Here is an 18,110-nt window from a genome sequence, read left to right as displayed (position 1 = left end):
CTTACAGGTCGCCGAAGAAGCGTTTTACACCGTCGAAGAAGCCCGTGGTCTTCGGCGAATGCGAGTCATCGCCTTCCAACGAGCTACGGAACTCTTCGAGCAATTCGCGCTGACGACGGCCCAGGTTGACCGGGGTTTCCACCGCCACACGACACATCAGATCGCCCGCACCACCGCCGCGCACGGGCGCAACGCCTTTGCCACGAATGCGGAACTGCTTGCCGGTTTGAGTTCCCTCGGGAATCTTGAGCTTGACCCGACCATCCAGCGTCGGAATCTCCAGCTCGCCACCCAGGGCCGCATCAACAAAGCTGATCGGCACTTCGCAGAACAAATGCTTGCCGTCGCGCTGGAAGATCGAGTGCTCGCGCACATTGATCACCACGTACAGGTCGCCCGTAGGGCCGCCCTGGGCACCCGCCTCGCCTTCGCCCGACAGGCGAATACGATCACCGGTATCCCCCCCCGCCGGCACTTTCACCGACAGCGTCTTGTACTCTTCGACGCGGCCTTCGCCGTGGCAGGAGTCGCACGGATCGGAAATGATCTTGCCCTGGCCATGGCAACGCGGGCAGGTTTGCTGCACCGAGAAGAAGCCCTGCTGCATGCGTACCTGCCCGATACCGCCGCAGGTCGGGCACGTGATCGGCGAGGAGCCTTTCTTCGCACCCGAGCCGTCGCACGGTTTGCAGTTGACCAGCGTCGGCACACGGATATTGACACTGGTACCGCGCACGGCTTCTTCCAGGTTCAGCTCCAGGGTGTAGCGTAGGTCGCTGCCGCGCTGAGGGCCGCCACGCTGGCCGCCACGGCCGCCGCCGAAGAAGTCACTGAATACGTCGCCGAAAATATCGGAGAAGTTCTGGCCACCAAAACCGGCACCGCCGCCACCCATGCTCGGGTCGACGCCAGCATGGCCATATTGGTCGTACGCCGCACGCTTATTGGGATCACACAGGCATTCGTAGGCCTCGTTGGCCTCTTTGAACATCTCTTCGGATTCTTTGTTATCCGGATTACGGTCCGGGTGGTGCTTCATCGCCAGGCGACGGTAGGCCTTCTTCAGGTCCGCCTCGCTGGCGCCACGCTCCACACCCAATACTTCGTAATAGTCACGCTTTGCCATAAGTCTTTGCACTCTTAAGGACGTTCGACCTGGCCCTCCTGAACCCTGCCAAACTCGTTGAGCCCCAATACAGGCCCGGACCCAACTCACGTCAATTCAACGATCCTGGTCATTACTGCTTTCAGCCAGGGAGCCGGCCAAAAACGCGGTGACTGTCATTCGGAAAGCAGGAGCATTCCCGTTCACACCGCCAGCATCCGAGCGTTGTCGCATGCTGTAAAAATTCGCATACCCCAGACACGCCAACGCGGGAGCAAGCTCCCGCGCGGCGACATCCTACCAGTCACCGCTTATGCGCGGTCAACCGGGCGACAAAGTTACTTCTTGTCTTCGGGTTTGACTTCTTCGAACTCGGCATCGACAACATCGTCGTGCTTGGCTTCAGGCTCTGCTTGTTGCGCAGCGCCGTCAGCCGGCTGGCCTTGCTCGGCGTACATTTTCTGAGCCACTGGCGCAGAGACTTTCGACAGCTCCTCAACCTTGGCTTCGATGGCAGCCTTGTCGTCGCCTTTAATGGCGGCTTCCAGGGCAACCACTGCCGCTTCGATTGCGGTTTTCTCTTCGTCCGTCACTTTGTCGCCAGCATCAGCGATCATTTTGCGCGTCGAGTGAACCAGGGCGTCACCCTGGTTACGGGCGCCTGCCAACTCTTCGAACTTCTTGTCCGCTTCAGCATTGGTTTCAGCATCACGGATCATCTGTTGAATTTCTTCATCAGACAGGCCGGAGTTGGCCTTGATGGTGATCTTCTGCTCTTTGCCGGTGGCCTTGTCTTTCGCGCCGACGTGCAGGATGCCGTTAGCGTCGATGTCGAAGGTCACTTCGATTTGTGGCACGCCACGTGGTGCTGGTGGAATCTCAGCCAGGTCGAACTTGCCCAGGGACTTGTTCTGTGCGGCTTGCTTACGCTCGCCCTGCAGCACGTGGATAGTCACGGCGCCCTGGTTGTCATCGGCAGTCGAGAACACCTGGGATTTCTTGGTAGGAATCGTGGTGTTTTTCTCGATCAGCGCAGTCATCACGCCGCCCATGGTTTCGATACCCAGGGTCAGCGGGCTTACGTCCAGCAGCAGCACGTCTTTCACGTCACCGGCCAGTACAGCACCCTGGATGGCAGCACCCATGGCAACGGCTTCGTCCGGGTTCACGTCTTTACGGGCTTCTTTGCCGAAGAACTCGGTGACCAGCTTCTGAACCAGCGGCATACGGGTCTGACCGCCCACCAGGATCACGTCGTTGATAGAGCCAACGTCGATACCGGAGTCTTTCAGCGCGATGCGGCAAGGTTCGATGGTGCGCTGAACCAGGTCTTCAACCAGTGCTTCGAGCTTGGAACGCGAGATCTTCACGTTCAAGTGCTTAGGACCGGTAGCGTCTGCAGTGATGTACGGCAGGTTCACGTCAGTCGACTGAGCGGAAGACAGCTCGATTTTGGCTTTTTCAGCGGCTTCTTTCAGGCGCTGCATGGCCAGCGGGTCACCCTTGAGGTTCATGCCGCTTTCTTTCTTGAATTCGTCAACGAGGTAGTCGATCAGACGAATGTCAAAGTCTTCACCACCCAGGAAGGTGTCACCGTTGGTGGCCAACACTTCGAACTGGTGCTCGCCGTCAACTTCTGCGATCTCGATCACGGAGACGTCGAACGTACCGCCACCCAGGTCGTAAACGATCACGGTGTGGTCGCCCTTGGCCTTGTCCATACCGTAAGCCAGCGCGGCTGCGGTTGGTTCGTTGATGATACGTTTTACATCCAGGCCCGCGATGCGGCCGGCGTCTTTGGTGGCCTGGCGCTGGCTGTCGTTGAAGTAGGCAGGAACGGTGATCACCGCTTCAGTCACTGCTTCACCGAGGTAGTCTTCGGCGGTCTTCTTCATCTTTTTCAAGATTTCAGCCGAGATTTGCGGCGGCGACATTTTCTGGCCGTTCACTTCAACCCAGGCGTCACCGTTGTCGGCCTTGGCGATTTTGTAAGGCACCATCTTGATGTCTTTCTGTACGACTTCTTCGTCGAACTTACGACCGATCAGACGCTTTACCGCGTACAGGGTGTTGTGCGGGTTGGTCACCGCCTGACGCTTGGCCGATTGACCGACGAGGATTTCACCGTCGTTGGCGTAAGCGATGATCGACGGAGTGGTACGTGCGCCTTCGGCGTTTTCAATAACTTTTGCAACGCCGTTTTCCAGCACGGAGACGCAGGAGTTGGTGGTCCCCAGGTCGATACCGATAATTTTGCCCATGATTTACTCTCCCGAAACTTGAATTTGGTTGCCGCAGCAGTTTTGGCTAACTGCGGTAGCACTTAAACGCTTGACTTATAAATGGGGGCCTTGCGGCGAATTTCAAGCCTGCTCATCAATAGAAGGCGCAACGGGTGCAGGAGCCTTGCTCACCACCACCATTGCCGGACGCATCAGGCGACCGTTGAGCTGGTAACCCTTCTGGAACACCTTGATCACGCTATTGGGTTCCAGGTCATGGCTTTCCTGCATGGCCATGGCTTGGTGATGTTCAGCATTGAACGGCTCGCCAGCTTGCGGATCGATAGCTTCCAACTGATAACGCTTCAGGGTGTCCTGGAACATTTTCAGGGTCAGCTCGATGCCTTCGCGCATTGGGCGGATGTTTTCATCGTCCGGGTTGGACAACTCAAGACCACGCTCCAGGCTGTCGATGATCGGCAGCAGGTCACCGGCGAATTTTTCCAGCGCGAACTTGTGAGCCTTCTCTACATCCTGCTCGGCACGGCGGCGGACGTTCTGCAGATCGGCGGCAACACGCAACGATTGATCCTGCGCAGCGGCCAATTGCTCTTCGAGCACTTGCACACGAGTCGCCAGCTCATCACCGGCAGCCGAATTGGCGTCTGGAGTTTGCGTATCCTGCGTCTGTTCGTCAGCCATAGATTTCTCCTTTCAAAATCATGCGCGAACTCAACTCGCGCTTCTGCTCCGGTATATGGGGCCACAATTTTCAGGTTCAAGGGCGCAGGCGTTACCAAAAGTCTTTCGATTGACCTGGATCATTTCCTTCATGCTCATTCCACATCGCGCTAAAAAAAATCGCTAATCAAGCAAATCGAGCTAAGCGGCAGGATTGTCAGGCCTGAACAAAACACTGTATAAATAACCAGACCTAAAGCCTGGGAGCGGCCGTCATGCTCGTGCACCTGTCTGTACATAACTACGCCATCGTTGAACATCTGGATCTTGAACTTGATCGCGGGATGAGCGTAATCACAGGCGAAACCGGCGCCGGCAAGTCGATCATGCTCGACGCCCTCGGCCTGACGCTTGGCGACCGCGCCGACAGTGGCGTGGTACGCCCTGGCTCCGACAAGGCTGACATCCTGGCCACCTTCGACCTGGCGGACATCCCCGAAGCCGAAGCATGGCTGGCCGAGCGCGACCTTAATAATGAAGGCCCCTGCATTCTGCGTCGGGTGATCACGGCCGAGGGGCGCTCACGCGGCTATATCAACGGCACGCCTTGCCCACTGGGAGACTTGAAAGCCCTGGGCGAGTTGCTGATCGATATCCACAGTCAGCACGAACACCAATCCCTGCTGAAAACCGATACCCACCGTCGCCTGCTCGATGAGTACGCCGGCGCCACCGATCTTTCCCGGCAAGTTCAACTGGCAGCCCAACGCTGGCGCCAGACACGCCAGGAACTGGAACGCCTTTCCAACTCCGGCGACGAACAACGCGCCCGCCACCAGTTGCTCAGCTATCAACTGGAAGAGCTCGAGAGTCTGGGCCTGGGTGAGACAGAGCTGGAGCAACTTGAGCAGGAACACAAGAACCTGACCAACGCCGAGACCCTGCTGGGCATCTGCCGCCAGGTGGTCGAACAATGTAGCGAGAGCGACTCCGGCAATGTGCTCAACGCACTGACCGCCAGCCTCAACCGCCTGTCCAGCGTGAACAATGCTTCCGGCTCACTGAGTGAAGCGACCACGCTGTTGACCAGCGCGCAGATCCAGGTTGAAGAGGCCGTGGGCGAACTCAATCGTTTCCTGGACCATTTCGACGCCGACCCAGCTCGCCTTCAGGAAATAGAAGAACGCCTGGACACTATTTATACCCTGGCTCGCAAGCATCGAATCCAGCCGACTGAAGTCGCAACCATGCAGCAGAAACTGCTGGATGAAATCGAAACACTCAACGCGAACGACGAATCCATCGAACGACTGGGCGAGGAGCTCGCTTCGTTTGCCCGTCATTATCAGGAAAAAGCCCGGGAGCTGAGCGCTCTGCGCCAGCAGGCAGCTACTAGCCTGGCAAGCGCCGTTGAGCTTGAAATCCAGCGCCTGGGCATGCCAGGCGGGCGCTTCACCATCGAGTTGCATCCCAACGCCAGTCAAGAATTGCAGCCCCATGGGCTGGAGCATGTCGAACTGCTGGTGAGTGCCAACCCCGGGCAACCGCTCAAGGCCCTGGCCAAAGTGGCCTCCGGCGGCGAACTCTCGCGGATCAGCCTGGCGATCCAAGTGATTACCGCTCAGACCTCACGCGTACCCACCCTGGTATTCGATGAAGTGGATGTGGGCATTGGCGGGCCGACCGCAGAAATTGTTGGCCAATTGCTGCGTCGCCTGGGGGATCGCGGCCAGGTGCTTACGGTGACCCACTTGCCGCAAGTGGCAGCCCAAGGGCATCAGCACCTGTTTGTGCATAAGGTACGCGGCAGTGACGCGACACACACAGCCGTCTCCAAGCTGAACAAGTCGGAACGGGTGGAAGAAGTGGCGCGGATGCTCGGCGGTATCGACTTGACCAAGGAGTCCTTGGCTCACGCGAAAAAAATGGTGGTGGCCGCGAAGGCTTGAAGTGAGACTTTTCCCTCTTATAGAAAGCACGAAGGCGACCCGAGGGTCGCCTTCAATCGTTTCGCAAAGCAAAACTGCGTCGATTTTTACTTTTTCTTACGGATGTACAACACGAGATTGTGGTCGACCAAATCGAACCCATGCTCCTCAGCAATCTTGTGCTGCAGCGCTTCGATTTCAGGGCTGGTGAACTCGATAACCTCATTGGTATCCAGGTCAACCATGTGGTCATGGTGACCACCGTCAGCCAATTCAAACACCGCATGACCGCCGTCGAAATTATGACGAACCACCAGCCCTGCGGCTTCAAACTGGGTCAGTACACGGTAGACCGTGGCCAGGCCGACGTCCTCGTTAGACTCCATCAGTGCCTTGTAAACATCTTCGGCACTCATGTGGCGCTGCTCAGCAGAATCGAGCATTTGTAGAATCTTGACTCGTGGCAGAGTCACTTTGAGACCGGCTTTGCGTAGTTCGCTATTTTCAACCATGGTTAGCTTTCTCGCGGATGCTGCTTCGCAGCTTCTCTTAATACGGGTATGATCGGCGTTTACGTTGTCCCAGCCAAGATAGTGGAAGTCGCCCACCGATGCAAAACACCAAGCTCTTGCTAACCAGTTTCACCTTTGTGGGACTGCTCGCACTCGCCGGTTGTTCATTCCCCGGGGTTTACAAAATCGACATCCAGCAGGGCAATGTCGTCACGCAGGACATGATAGACCAGTTACGCCCGGGAATGACCCGACGGCAAGTACGGTTTATCATGGGTAACCCCCTGCTGACCGACACTTTCCATGCCGATCGCTGGGATTATCTCTACAGCCTGCAGCCTGGTGGCGGTGAACGCCAGCAGGAGCGCGTCAGTGTCATCTTCAATGGCAATGACCAGCTCGTGAGCCTGTCCGGTGACTTCATGCCCGGCGTAAGCCGCGATGAAGCCTTGCTGGGCAAGGACAGCGGCACCAACGTGACCGCCCCTGCGCAGGAAGCCGAAAAGCCAAAATCCGAGGTACCGGCCAAGCCAGGTTCGTTGCTGGACACCATCCAGAAAGACATCGACAACGTGGAAACCGTGCCCGTCCCGACGCCCGAGCCTCTGGACACCAGCCCGCAATAATTTTGCGATCGATAAAAAGCCCGGCATGCCGGGCTTTTTGTTGCCTGCCATTTACATAGGCATCTACATAACCTTGGTGCGACGCTGAACCTGTGGGAGCTGGCTTGCCTGCGAAAGCGATCTGACAGTCAACCAGGATCTTGGATCAGATCGAGTACATATCCGTTAACGGGACCGTCCCTTCCACATTTGGATCGCGGGTATCAGGTAGATATGCGCTGGCTAACAGGGCATCATCGCAGGCAAGCCAGCTCCCACAGTTGGATCGCGGCGTTCCAGATAGCTAGGCTGCCATTTGGCAAGCTCAAGAATTCGTTTGCCTGGCCAATGCCGCCTTGGCCGCGCGCAACCTGCGCACCTCTTTAGGGTCGGCCAGCAAAGGCCGGTAGATCTCAATACGGTCGCCCGCTTGTACGAAACGCGCCCCGGCATCCACGACAACCTTGCCAAATATACCCAGCGGGCAATCAGCCAGATCAACATTAGGAAAATGCGCCGCCATTCCCGACGCCCGCACCGCCTCGCGCAAACTAGTGCCTTCAGCCACCTTTACCCCCAGCAACACCTGGCGATCCTCAGCGGCGAACACCACCTCAATCTCAACCATGCAGTTGCTTGGCGCGCTGACAGAACGCGTCCACCAGGGTATTGGCTGCCTGATTGAACAAAGGCCCTAAAGTCGCACGAACAATTGGCCCGGCATAATCAAACGAAAGATCCAGGCTGATCTTGCAGGCCTTGTCCGTCAACGCCTTGAACACCCACACACCGTGCAGTTGGGTGAACGGCCCTTCCTGCAGGTTCATTTCGATGGACTGGCCCGGCACCAGCACATTGCGCGTCACAAAATGCTGGCTGAGGCCGCCCTTGGCCACCCCCACACTGGCAACCATGTGCTCGTCACTGCTCTCCAGAACCTCGGCTGTCGAGCACCAAGGCAGAAACTCCGGGTAACGCGCCACGTCGTTGACCAGGTCATAGAGCGCCTGCGCCGGATAGGGCAACAGGGCCGAACGTTGAATATGCGTCGTCATGTGAGCGTTACTTCCACTGCTTAAGGCAAACATCGCGAAAGAACAGCCCAATCCGCGAGAGAAAAAAACCAAAGAACTGCCCGCATTGTCCGGGATTCGCCCAACTCGCTCAAGCACACAGGTTGACCGTAGCCGACACGCTCGCAACTCCCTATAATGCCGCCCCTATGGCTAAACAAAAGAAACACCCCACAGGGACCATCGCGCAAAATAAAAAAGCGCGACACGATTACTTCATCGAACATCGGTTCGAGGCTGGTCTGGTCCTGGCCGGCTGGGAAGTAAAAAGTCTGCGTGCCAGCAAACTGCAGCTGGTCGACAGCTATGTGCTGCTCAAGGATGGCGAGGCATGGCTGCTTGGCAGTCATATCACCCCGCTGACCACCGCGAGCACCCACGTGATTGCCGACCCGGTGCGTACGCGCAAGTTGTTGCTCAATGCCCGCGAACTCGAAAAGCTCGCCGCAGCCGTGCAGCAAAAAGGCTACGCGTGCATCTGCTTGTCCTGGTACTGGAGCAAGCACCTGGTCAAATGCGAGATCGCATTGGGCAAGGGCAAAAAGGAATACGACAAGCGCGACACCGAACGCGAGCGCGATTCCAATCGCGAGCTGCATCGCGCCGTGCGCAACAAAGGCAAGGAAGAGTAATCCTTGTGACGATGTAGCCCACGCGGGCTACATCCCTTTGCGCCGCTCCGCCCGAGCCACGCGCTGAACCTCCTGACGCACCTCCGCCAACACCTCCTGCACATACAGCAGATGTCGTGTCGAGACTTCGCGCGCCTGCTCGGCCCGCCCCTCGATGATGGCCAGGTACAAGTCCCGGTGCTGATTGATCAGCATGTCGCGGGTCTCAGTACGCTGCTGGTACATGCCACCAATATTCGTCACCACGTTACGCTTGAGCAGGTCGAACAGCCCGCGGATGGTGTGCAGCAACACGGCGTTATGACTGGCTTCGGCAATCGCCAAGTGAAACCTTGCATCCGCAGCGCCCTCCTCCACTCGGCTCACCTCGTCGGCTCGCGCATAGCAATCCTGCAACGCCTCAAACGCTGCGGTCAGGCGTTCACGGTCAACCTCAGTGGCGCGTAACGCCGCGTAGTAGGCACACGAAGCCTCCAGGGTCTGGCGAAACTCCAGCAGATCGCGCTGCGCTTCGGGATTGCTTTCCAACAAGTGCAACAGCGGATCGCTGAAGGTCGAACCCAGGGAGTCCACCACATAGTTGCCACCCCCCTGGCGACTGACCAGCAACCCCTTGGCCGCCAGCTTCTGAATCGCCTCACGCAACGATGGGCGCGACACACCAAAGCGCTCAGCCAACGCGCGCTCGGCCGGCAAGCGCTCGCCCGACTTCAGCGTGCCCTCGAGAATCATCCCCTCAAGCTGCTCGACAATATCGTCAGACAAACGGCGCTGACGCACCTGATCAAACCCCATAACTCACTCTCCACCATCCCGACCACTCGCCGGGGCCCCTATTCTGGCCTATCGACGTGCCGGCAGCACCTATCAGAACGCCTTCAATTTCGCCGATCAGAACACCCCGCCTCCCGACCTACGACCAAAGTTTCGCAGGCGGCAAATTGACACACCCCTGCCCAGGCTCTTAATCTAGCCCACAGCGATTGTAAATTGGTATTACCAATTACCCAAGCTCACCAAACAACAACAATCAGGGGCCACCCCATATGCAAACCTGGCAACAGCTTTACAGCCCACTCGGCAGCCTCGGCCTGTCCGCACTGGCCGCCGTCATTCCCATCGTATTCTTCTTCCTGGCGCTGGCCGTGTTCCGCCTCAAAGGCCATGTGGCCGGCAGCATCACCCTGGCCCTGTCGATCCTGGTCGCTATTTTCGCCTTCCAGATGCCAGTAGACATGGCGCTGGCTGCGGCCGGTTATGGTTTTGCCTACGGCCTGTGGCCCATCGCCTGGATCATCGTCGCGGCGGTATTCCTGTACAAATTGACGGTCAAGAGCGGTCAGTTCGAAATCATCCGCAGCTCCGTTTTGTCGATCACCGACGACCAGCGCTTGCAGGTGTTGTTGATCGGTTTTTGCTTTGGCGCCTTCCTGGAAGGTGCGGCCGGTTTCGGCGCGCCCGTGGCGATCACCGCCGCGCTGCTGGTGGGCCTGGGCTTCAACCCGCTGTACGCCGCCGGCTTGTGCCTGATTGCCAATACCGCGCCCGTGGCTTTCGGCGCATTGGGCATTCCGATCATCGTCGCCGGCCAGGTCACCGGTATTGATGCGTTCAAGATTGGCGCCATGACCGGCCGCCAACTGCCGCTGCTGTCGCTGTTCGTGCCGTTCTGGCTGGTGTTCATGATGGACGGCCTGCGCGGCGTTCGCGAAACCTGGCCGGCAGCCTTGGTGGCGGGCTTGAGCTTTGCCGTCACCCAATATTTCACCTCGAACTTCATTGGCCCGGAACTGCCGGACATTACCTCGGCACTCGCCAGCCTGATTGCCCTGACGCTGTTCCTGAAAGTCTGGCAACCCAAGCGCACCGCAGGCGCACAAATTGCCGGCGCCACCTCCAGCGTAGCGGTTACTTCCAGCGCCGGCGGCTTCGGTTTGCCACGCAACACCGTGGTTTCGCCCTACAGCCTGGGGCAAATTTTCAAGGCCTGGTCGCCATTCCTGATCCTCACCGTACTGGTGACCATCTGGACCCTCAAACCCTTCAAGGCCCTGTTCGCCGCGGGCGGTTCGATGTACGGCTGGGTGTTCAATTTTGCGATCCCGCACCTGGATCAACTGGTGGTTAAAGTCGCGCCCATCGTGACCAACCCGACCGCCATCCCGGCCGTATTCAAGCTGGACCCGATTTCGGCCACCGGCACTGCGATCTTCTTCTCGGCACTGGTCTCCATGCTGGTGTTGAAAATCGATGTCAAAACTGGTCTTACCACTTTAAAAGAGACCTTCTTTGAGCTGCGCTGGCCGATCCTGTCCATCGGCATGGTCCTCGCATTCGCCTTCGTCCCCAACTACTCCGGCATGTCCTCGACCATGGCCCTGGTTCTGGCCGGCACCGGTGCTGCCTTCCCTTTCTTCTCGCCATTCCTTGGCTGGCTGGGAGTTTTCCTGACAGGCTCCGATACCTCATCCAACGCCCTGTTCAGCTCACTACAAGCCACTACCGCTCACCAGATCGGCGTCAACGACACCCTGCTGGTAGCCGCGAACACCAGCGGTGGCGTGACCGGCAAAATGATCTCGCCGCAATCAATCGCCGTGGCCTGCGCCGCCACCGGCCTGGTGGGCAAGGAATCCGACCTGTTCCGCTTTACCCTCAAGCACAGCCTGTTTTTTGCCACCATCGTCGGGCTGATCACCTTGGCGCAGGCGTACTGGTTCACCGGTATGCTGGTGCACTGAGACCTGCACGTAATAGGGTAAGAATCGACGCCGGAGCATCCTTCCGGCGTCTGCTATTTCTGGAGGACCGATGAGCCTGCCTGCTGCTTTCCTGAGCGACGTCGCACAACTGATCCCGCAAGATCGCCGCTTCGACGATCCACTTTCCACCCTCGCCTTCGGCACCGACGCCAGCTTCTACCGACTGATCCCACAGTTGGTGATCCGAGTGGAGTCAGAAGACGAAGTGGTAACACTGCTGCAACTGGCCCAGCGCGACCGCGTACCGGTGACCTTCCGTGCCGCAGGCACCAGCCTCTCGGGCCAGGCCATCAGCGACTCGGTACTGATCGTGCTGGGTGATAACTGGAACCACCGCGAAATTCGCGGGCAAGGCACACAGATCCGCCTGCAACCCGGCGTCATCGGCGCCCAGGCCAATGCCTGGCTCGCACCGTTCGGGCGCAAGATCGGGCCGGACCCGGCATCCATCAATGCTTGCAAGATCGGCGGTATCGTCGCCAACAATGCCAGTGGCATGTGCTGCGGCACGGCGCAAAACACCTACCACACCCTGGCGGGCATCCGCTTGGTGCTGGCCGATGGCAGCCGCCTGGACACCGAAGATGCCGCCAGCGTGCAAGCCTTCCGCCAGTCACATGGCGCACTGCTTGAACGCCTGGCCCTGTTGGGTCGCGAAACACGGGCAAATACTGAGCTGGCGGCAAGGATCCGCCATAAATACCGACTGAAAAATACCACCGGCCTGTCACTCAATGCCTTGGTGGATTTCGATGACCCGCTGGATATCCTCAGCCACCTGCTAGTCGGCTCCGAGGGCACCCTGGGGTTTATCAGTGCGGTCACCTACGACACCGTGATTGATCACCCCAACAAAGCCTCGGCGCTGATCGTCTTCCCGGATGTCGAAACCTGCTGCAACGCAGTCACCGTGCTGAAAACCCAGCCAGTCTCCGCCGTTGAACTGCTGGACCGACGCAGCATGCGCTCGGTACAGGACAAACCGGGCATGCCTGCTTTCGTACAGCACCTATCGGAAAACGCCTGCGCCCTGCTGATCGAATCCCGCGCCGCTTCGCCAACGCTGCTGCACGAACAACTGACGCGCATCATGGCGTCCCTGGCGGCGTTTCCCGTGGAGCAACAAGTCGACTTCACCGAAGACCCACTGGAAAACGCACGCCTGTGGGCCATCCGCAAAGACACCTTCCCCGCCGTAGGCGCCGTACGCAAAACCGGCACCACCGTGATCATCGAAGACGTGACCTTCCCAGTCGAACAATTGGCGATTGGTGTGAATCGCTTGATCGCACTGTTCGACAAACATCACTACGACGAAGCCATCCTTTTCGGACATGCCCTGGAAGGCAATCTGCACTTTGTGTTCACTCAAGGCTTCAACAGCAGCGAAGAAGTCGCACGCTATCAAGCGTTCATGGACGACGTCGCGCAACTGGTGGCCGTGGAGTTCGGTGGCTCGCTGAAGGCCGAACACGGCACCGGCCGCAATATGGCGCCGTTCGTTGAACTGGAATGGGGCAGCGACGCCTATCAATTGATGTGGCAACTCAAGCGCCTGCTCGACCCTAACGGCATCCTCAACCCGGATGTGGTGCTCAGCGAAGACCCGCAGATCCACCTCAAGCACCTTAAGCCGTTGCCCGCCGCCGATGAGCTTGTGGATAAGTGCATCGAGTGTGGGTTCTGCGAGCCGGTGTGCCCGTCAAAAGGCCTGACCCTGAGCCCGCGCCAGCGCATCGTGATCTGGCGCGACATCCAGGCCAAAAAACGCGCAGGCGTGGGCACCACCGAACTGGAAGCGGCCTACCACTACCAGGGCATCGACACCTGCGCCGCCACTGGCTTATGCGCGCAACGTTGCCCTGTAGGCATCAATACCGGCGACCTGGTGAAAAAGCTGCGCAGCCGCGAGGCCGACCGTACGAAAACCGCCGACTGGCTCGCCAGCCATTTCGCCATCGCGCTGCAAGGTGCGCGCTTTACCCTGCACGTCGCCAACGGTGCGCGCATGCTGCTGGGCGCTCCACGGCTGGCCAAGCTCTCGAGCACGCTGACCAAGCTGTCCAAAGGGCAAATTCCGCAGTGGACAAACGCCATGCCACAGCCCGAAAAAGTCATCCGCTTCAGCCCCGCGGTGACGGACGCGCGCCCGCGTGTAGTGTACCTGGCCGCCTGCGTCTCCCGCGCCATGGGCCCGGCAGCCGGCGATAAAGAGCAAATGTCGCTGTACGACAAAACCCGCCAGTTGCTGGAAAAAGCCGGCTACCAGGTGGTCTTCCCCGATAACCAGGACAGCCTCTGCTGCGGCCAACCCTTCGCATCCAAAGGCTACGCCGAGCAGGCCGAACACAAGCGCCAGGAACTGATCGGCGCCCTGCTCCACGCCAGCCGCGGCGGCCTCGACCCGATCTACTGCGACACCAGCCCCTGCACCCTGCGCTTGGTGCAAGAGTTGGGAGAAACGCGCCTGGACCTCTACGACCCCGTGCGCTTTATCCGCACCCACCTGATGGACCGCCTCGACTTCACGCCCCAGGAAGCGCCCATCGCCGTGCACGTCACCTGTAGCACCCAACACCTGGGCGAGAGCCAGGCCCTGATCGAACTGGCACGCCGCTGCGCAAAAACCGTGGTAATCCCCGAAGGCATTCACTGCTGCGGCTTTGCCGGTGACAAAGGCTTCACCACGCCGGAGCTCAACGCCCACTCCCTGCGCTCGCTCAAGGACGCCGTGCAATATTGCAGCGAAGGCATCTCCACCAGCCGCACCTGCGAGATCGGCCTGAGCCAGCATGGCGGCATCGACTACCACGGCCTGGTCTACTTGGTAGACCGAGTCACCAGCGCCCGCGCCCATTGACCCGGCAAAAAAACCGAACCCTGACGCACCGGCGCAGTCATCTGCATAGGCCTCGACAAACGAGGCCCATCAGTGATGTCGCTGGCAGCGGTTGCACGCCAGCAGCGTCGAGCCCTTTTGCGCAAGGAGACACCCTATGAAGCGTTCCGCTCTTGTTGGCTTGTTCATGACCGCTGCGATGCTCGCCCCCCCCGCTTTCGCCGCCGGTGACAAAGACCTGTGCCAGATCAACCTGGACAAAATCAACAACGGTAAAGCCCTGCTCGCCACCGACACCAGCGGTAAAAGTGGCGAAATAGACACCGCCGTCTCCCAGGCCAAGGCCGCCCACGCCGCAGGTGATGACAAGAAGTGCATCGAAATCACCTCCAAGGCCCTGCAAGACCTGCAGAACAGCGAGAAAGGCGGCCAGTAAGCGATAGGGCCAACCTTCGGGTTGGCCTTCGCCAAGCTTTTGGCGTACACTGCACAGGCTTGTCACTCACTAAGAAACAACGAGTTACAAGCACGGGGCCGTTTAGGATTCGACGCCGGTCGCGAAACTTTAGGTGCATGCCGAGTTGGTAACAGAACTCGTAAATCCACTGTTGCAACTTCTTATAGTTGCCAATGACGAAAACTACGGCCAGGAATTCGCTCTCGCTGCGTAAGCAGCCTTAGCCCTGAGCTTCTGGTACCTTCGGGTCCAGCAATCACCAGGGGATGTCTGTAAACCCAAAGTGATTGTCATATAGAACAGAATCGCCGTGCAGTACGTTGTGGACGAAGCGGCTAAAACTTACACAACTCGCCCAAAGCACCCTGCCCTTCGGGTCGCTGAGGGTTAACTTAATAGAAACGGCTACGCATGTAGTACCGACAGCGGAGTACTGGCGGACGGGGGTTCAAATCCCCCCGGCTCCACCACTTCATCATCTAAAGACGTCCACGGACGTCTTTTTTTGTGCCTGAAATCCAGTAAATACGGGGATTTCAGCGCTTACGGGAGCTTTGGAGGGTTTCTGAGTTCCAGCTGCTTTGGTATCCCAGGTAGTATCCCGGACTAGCAAATGCTATTTTCAGGATACCAAAACGGTGCTGGAGGTAGCCCCATGCCTACTAACGCAACCCGCCTCTCCGATCGCCAGCTCAAGGCAGTCAAGGCAACTGGTAAAGACTTCGTCCTCAGCGACGGCGATGGCTTACAGCTTCGAGTACGCGCCAGCGGCTCGATGATGTGGAATTTCAATTACCGCGAGCCGTTGACCAGGAGCCGTATCAACTTAACGCAACTGCCACTTGTTCATTAGCACTTCCGCCATTTCCGAGTCCACCAAAGGCGGGGAATGGGGCCTCGCTTGGATGATAGCGCGTAGTTCATCAGGTGTAATGCAGTCGAATGTATATCCTACTTTTATACCACGGCCTTTTTCCAGCTCTCGCTTCATAGCCGCCACAACATTGAAACACCCCATGCAAATATGCCCTTGAGATTTCCAAGTTTGGCTATATAGGGTCGGCAAGTGAGTATGAAAGCTAATTTTTCCTTTTTTATAACTAACAACCTCATACTTAGAGCGCTCACAAACGGGGCATTTCCAACTATCCGCAAGTTCTGCCCACATCCGGGCACATCCCGGCAGCGACTCTATAATAACTAAGAAATTTTGGGGTGGCTTGTCTCCCGGACGCGACTCTTCCGTGCGCCATCGACTGTAGTTTGACGAGTGTTTAACAGTGCTTTTCGCCATTTCACGAACGAGCGCCTCGCCGCTAACTAACTCCAGTCCGTTATATCGCTGGAATCCATTGGACAGAGTAGGCACCGCCATTGCTTCGCCTTGATATCTTTCAAACCAATAGTCTTGTAGCACCGCTGCCTTTGCCACTTCGTATACGAGGTTCATTCGCGCAACGTAAGCGGGGCGAACGAGCCCCCAGAGTTCTAAAAATCTGGCTACATCTATGCTATGTGGAGCGTGCTCCCGGATGATGATGAAACGACGAATTTGCCCAATAGAGAATGACTGCCATTCGATCTTGCGCCCCGCATTCGAGATAATCTTCTTTGCAGCAGCATCTGCATTATTACAATCTTCGCAAATCAAAACTGGAGGGTAAGCTGAAAACGCAGGCGCCATCCGTTCAACAAGTGCTAAGCCGGTACTGGTGGGCTTGTCCGTACCACTCACAACAAACACCTTATTAAAGGCAGCTTTCAGTGCGTCAGCCATATGATCATGATGCTCGACTAATTTCGCTAAAATTTGCCTCTTACCACCAATTCTCGAAATTTCAAATTTGCCTCGATCGCAGCATGGGCACTTCCAGTCCTGTGCTGTTTCGACCCAATTTCTGTTCATCTCAAATAAATCAACTCCATGATGAGCTTGAATTTTTCGCGACAACGGCGATTCAACACCATCAAGCGAATCTATCGAGCCATCAGCGATCCCTTCAATTGCCAACCTCAGGGCAATCTCTCTTTTTTCTTGAATAATTTCCGGGGATAGCTCGTTCTGCTTGGCCCATACGGCCAAGGCATACTTAGGACTTTTTTGAATCAGCGTTTTCTTGTCCTCCGCAACTTCATCATGGTCCGTCACAAACGACTCCTGCCATCAATTATTTGAAATTCTTACACTCGTCTCGATGTCTGTACAACCTTCAATTGCGTTACAGGGTGTAATTTGACACACGCCCCTCGGGTCCAACTCAGAACCCCGCCCAAAAAGGCCGAAGAATAGAAACCTACCAGGCCACCAGTCCTGCTGGGAAAATCGTAGATGCCGTCTTCAATTTTTTGTATCGGACTGTTGCCGCATCAGGTATCCCGATCTCAGAGCCTTTTTATCTGCTGACACAAGCCATAATGGTGAGTCGTCCTGAACTGCCCCCCGAATGTTGGACACCTGACCCCCTCGGGAGGGTGTTCCATGACGAAATACAACCTAGCACTCAAGCAATCACTGATTGAAGAGTGTCTGTCTGCCAGTAGTGTTCATGAGGTGGCCCTCAAGCATGGCTTGAGTCCATCGCTGCTTCGTCGCTGGGTCAAGGGTTTTGAAAAGCACGGCGCCTCTGGCTTGATTGCCAAGTACAGCCATTACGATGCCCAGTTTAAATTGAAGGTTTTGCAGTGCATCAAACAAGACGGGCTGTCGGACCAACAGGCCTGTATACGGTTTGATATCCGTGGTCCAAGTAGTATCAGGCAGTGGCGAAAGCTGTACGATGAAGGCGGTGTAGAAGCACTACAACCGCATCGTCTTAAAGAGTCCAGCATGCCCCGCAAACCTTCCAGGCAACCCAAAGCAAGTCCTGCTCTTCCTGCGGACGCAGAACTGACCCCTGCACAAATGCTCGCAGAACTGGCTTATCTGCGCGCGGAGAATGCCTATCTAAAAAAGCTCGATGCCTTAATCCAAGCGGATCCCCTTACTGCGCAGCCAAAAAAACGCAGGCCGTCCAAGGATTGAGGCATGAGCATCCACTTGCTCTGTTGCTACGTGCTGCGGCACTTGCACGCAGCACCTTCTATTACCAAAGTAAAACACTGCTAACCGACAAGGATGCCGGCCTTAAAGATCGCATCCGCAGCGTCTATCACAGGCATAAGGGGCGTTACGGCTACCGCCGCATCGCCGCGACCCTTGGAAACAGTGGTGAGTTGATCAATCACAAAAAGGTGTATCGGCTGATGCAGATGATAGGCCTCAAGTCGCTGGTCAAAGTGAAGAAATATCGCTCT

General features: G+C 57.4%; 16 protein-coding genes, 1 other RNA gene and 1 pseudogene. 10 read left to right on the top strand and 8 right to left on the bottom strand.

Annotated elements, in window-relative coordinates; all coding sequences use genetic code 11:
- Position 1: 1 nt before the first annotated feature.
- From dnaJ to grpE, 3 genes are all read right to left on the bottom strand, one after another.
- Entirely contained in the window at positions 2–1,126 is a 1,125-nt protein-coding gene (gene dnaJ / locus CER19_RS27395; RefSeq protein ID WP_116668669.1) for a molecular chaperone DnaJ, read from the bottom strand.
- Between the two features lie 317 nt (positions 1,127–1,443).
- Positions 1,444–3,366 carry a molecular chaperone DnaK gene (gene dnaK / locus CER19_RS27390; protein WP_116668668.1) on the bottom strand — a complete coding sequence of 641 codons (1,923 nt, stop codon included), beginning with the start codon at positions 3,364–3,366 and terminating at the stop codon, positions 1,444–1,446.
- A 102-nt stretch (positions 3,367–3,468) separates the two neighbouring features.
- Complete coding sequence (grpE, locus tag CER19_RS27385) at positions 3,469–4,029, bottom strand: nucleotide exchange factor GrpE (protein ID WP_003194215.1); 561 nt, start codon at positions 4,027–4,029, stop codon at positions 3,469–3,471.
- A 254-nt stretch (positions 4,030–4,283) separates the two neighbouring features.
- Here grpE and recN point away from each other — a divergent pair, with 254 nt between their 5' ends.
- Entirely contained in the window at positions 4,284–5,957 is a 1,674-nt protein-coding gene (gene recN, locus CER19_RS27380; protein WP_003194217.1) for a DNA repair protein RecN, read from the top strand.
- Positions 5,958–6,043: 86 nt separating this feature from the next.
- Here the strand turns inward: recN and fur are convergent, their stop codons facing one another.
- On the bottom strand, positions 6,044–6,448 hold the full coding sequence (gene fur, locus CER19_RS27375; RefSeq protein WP_003194220.1) for a ferric iron uptake transcriptional regulator: 405 nt from the start codon (positions 6,446–6,448) through the stop codon (positions 6,044–6,046).
- A 98-nt stretch (positions 6,449–6,546) separates the two neighbouring features.
- Between fur and CER19_RS27370 the strand changes: the two genes are divergently transcribed.
- Positions 6,547–7,074, top strand: coding sequence for an outer membrane protein assembly factor BamE (locus tag CER19_RS27370; protein WP_019817954.1), 528 nt, complete (start codon positions 6,547–6,549; stop codon positions 7,072–7,074).
- A 304-nt stretch (positions 7,075–7,378) separates the two neighbouring features.
- On the opposite strand, the gene CER19_RS27365 is transcribed toward CER19_RS27370, so the two are convergent.
- Positions 7,379–7,681 carry an RnfH family protein gene (locus CER19_RS27365; RefSeq protein WP_116668667.1) on the bottom strand — a complete coding sequence of 101 codons (303 nt, stop codon included), beginning with the start codon at positions 7,679–7,681 and terminating at the stop codon, positions 7,379–7,381.
- Positions 7,674–8,108, bottom strand: coding sequence for a type II toxin-antitoxin system RatA family toxin (locus CER19_RS27360; RefSeq protein ID WP_003194226.1), 435 nt, complete (start codon positions 8,106–8,108; stop codon positions 7,674–7,676). Before CER19_RS27360 ends, CER19_RS27365 begins: the two co-directional genes overlap by 8 nt.
- A gap of 167 nt (positions 8,109–8,275) precedes the next feature.
- On the opposite strand from CER19_RS27360, the gene smpB reads away from it, so the two are divergent.
- On the top strand, positions 8,276–8,758 hold the full coding sequence (gene smpB / locus CER19_RS27355; RefSeq protein WP_003176160.1) for an SsrA-binding protein SmpB: 483 nt from the start codon (positions 8,276–8,278) through the stop codon (positions 8,756–8,758).
- A gap of 27 nt (positions 8,759–8,785) precedes the next feature.
- Here smpB and CER19_RS27350 read toward each other — a convergent pair whose 3' ends face one another.
- Positions 8,786–9,553: an FCD domain-containing protein gene (locus tag CER19_RS27350; protein WP_116668666.1), complete on the bottom strand. Its 768-nt coding sequence runs from the start codon at positions 9,551–9,553 to the stop codon at positions 8,786–8,788.
- A 251-nt stretch (positions 9,554–9,804) separates the two neighbouring features.
- Here CER19_RS27350 and CER19_RS27345 point away from each other — a divergent pair, with 251 nt between their 5' ends.
- The 5 genes and pseudogenes from CER19_RS27345 to CER19_RS27325 all read left to right on the top strand — a co-directional run.
- The gene (locus CER19_RS27345; protein WP_116668665.1) at positions 9,805–11,499 is read left to right on the top strand and encodes a lactate permease LctP family transporter; all 1,695 of its coding nucleotides are present in this window, start codon (positions 9,805–9,807) and stop codon (positions 11,497–11,499) included.
- Between the two features lie 70 nt (positions 11,500–11,569).
- Positions 11,570–14,380, top strand: coding sequence for an FAD-binding and (Fe-S)-binding domain-containing protein (locus tag CER19_RS27340; protein ID WP_116668664.1), 2,811 nt, complete (start codon positions 11,570–11,572; stop codon positions 14,378–14,380).
- 136 nt (positions 14,381–14,516) lie between these two features.
- Entirely contained in the window at positions 14,517–14,795 is a 279-nt protein-coding gene (locus CER19_RS27335) for a hypothetical protein (RefSeq protein WP_116668663.1), read from the top strand.
- A 94-nt stretch (positions 14,796–14,889) separates the two neighbouring features.
- Positions 14,890–15,286, top strand: a transfer-messenger RNA (tmRNA) gene (gene ssrA / locus CER19_RS27330).
- Between the two features lie 185 nt (positions 15,287–15,471).
- Positions 15,472–15,657 (top strand): annotated as a pseudogene (locus CER19_RS27325) (integrase arm-type DNA-binding domain-containing protein); the annotation flags it as partial.
- Here the strand turns inward: CER19_RS27325 and CER19_RS27320 are convergent.
- Complete coding sequence (locus CER19_RS27320; RefSeq protein WP_116668662.1) at positions 15,643–16,965, bottom strand: hypothetical protein; 1,323 nt, start codon at positions 16,963–16,965, stop codon at positions 15,643–15,645. The pseudogene CER19_RS27325 and the gene CER19_RS27320 sit on opposite strands and share 15 nt — an antisense overlap.
- 330 nt (positions 16,966–17,295) lie before the next feature.
- Here CER19_RS27320 and CER19_RS27315 point away from each other — a divergent pair, with 330 nt between their 5' ends.
- Complete coding sequence (locus tag CER19_RS27315) at positions 17,296–17,838, top strand: helix-turn-helix domain-containing protein (RefSeq protein WP_116668661.1); 543 nt, start codon at positions 17,296–17,298, stop codon at positions 17,836–17,838.
- Positions 17,835–18,110 (top strand): IS3 family transposase (locus CER19_RS27310; RefSeq protein ID WP_133298370.1); only part of this gene is annotated, 276 nt, incomplete at its 3' end. The genes CER19_RS27315 and CER19_RS27310, both read left to right, overlap by 4 nt.

This window comes from Pseudomonas sp. GL93 (assembly GCF_003408955.1).
Taxonomy (GTDB): domain Bacteria; phylum Pseudomonadota; class Gammaproteobacteria; order Pseudomonadales; family Pseudomonadaceae; genus Aquipseudomonas; species Aquipseudomonas paracarnis.
The sequence above is the reverse complement of the archived record's forward strand: the minus strand, read 5'-3'. Positions and strand labels throughout refer to the sequence as shown.

Bases quoted from the DNA above. Each gene is read 5' to 3' on its own strand.
- CER19_RS27340 (WP_116668664.1), top strand. From the start codon at position 11,570: ATGAGCCTGCCTGCTGCTTTCCTGAGCGACGTCGCACAACTGATCCCG.
- recN (WP_003194217.1), top strand. From the start codon at position 4,284: ATGCTCGTGCACCTGTCTGTACATAACTACGCCATCGTTGAACATCTG.
- dnaK (WP_116668668.1), bottom strand. From the start codon at position 3,366: ATGGGCAAAATTATCGGTATCGACCTGGGGACCACCAACTCCTGCGTC.
- CER19_RS27335 (WP_116668663.1), top strand. From the start codon at position 14,517: ATGAAGCGTTCCGCTCTTGTTGGCTTGTTCATGACCGCTGCGATGCTC.
- CER19_RS27315 (WP_116668661.1), top strand. From the start codon at position 17,296: ATGACGAAATACAACCTAGCACTCAAGCAATCACTGATTGAAGAGTGT.
- CER19_RS27350 (WP_116668666.1), bottom strand. From the start codon at position 9,553: ATGGGGTTTGATCAGGTGCGTCAGCGCCGTTTGTCTGACGATATTGTC.
- fur (WP_003194220.1), bottom strand. From the start codon at position 6,448: ATGGTTGAAAATAGCGAACTACGCAAAGCCGGTCTCAAAGTGACTCTG.
- CER19_RS27370 (WP_019817954.1), top strand. From the start codon at position 6,547: ATGCAAAACACCAAGCTCTTGCTAACCAGTTTCACCTTTGTGGGACTG.
- dnaJ (WP_116668669.1), bottom strand. From the start codon at position 1,126: ATGGCAAAGCGTGACTATTACGAAGTATTGGGTGTGGAGCGTGGCGCC.
- CER19_RS27345 (WP_116668665.1), top strand. From the start codon at position 9,805: ATGCAAACCTGGCAACAGCTTTACAGCCCACTCGGCAGCCTCGGCCTG.
- smpB (WP_003176160.1), top strand. From the start codon at position 8,276: ATGGCTAAACAAAAGAAACACCCCACAGGGACCATCGCGCAAAATAAA.
- CER19_RS27360 (WP_003194226.1), bottom strand. From the start codon at position 8,108: ATGACGACGCATATTCAACGTTCGGCCCTGTTGCCCTATCCGGCGCAG.
- grpE (WP_003194215.1), bottom strand. From the start codon at position 4,029: ATGGCTGACGAACAGACGCAGGATACGCAAACTCCAGACGCCAATTCG.
- CER19_RS27365 (WP_116668667.1), bottom strand. From the start codon at position 7,681: ATGGTTGAGATTGAGGTGGTGTTCGCCGCTGAGGATCGCCAGGTGTTG.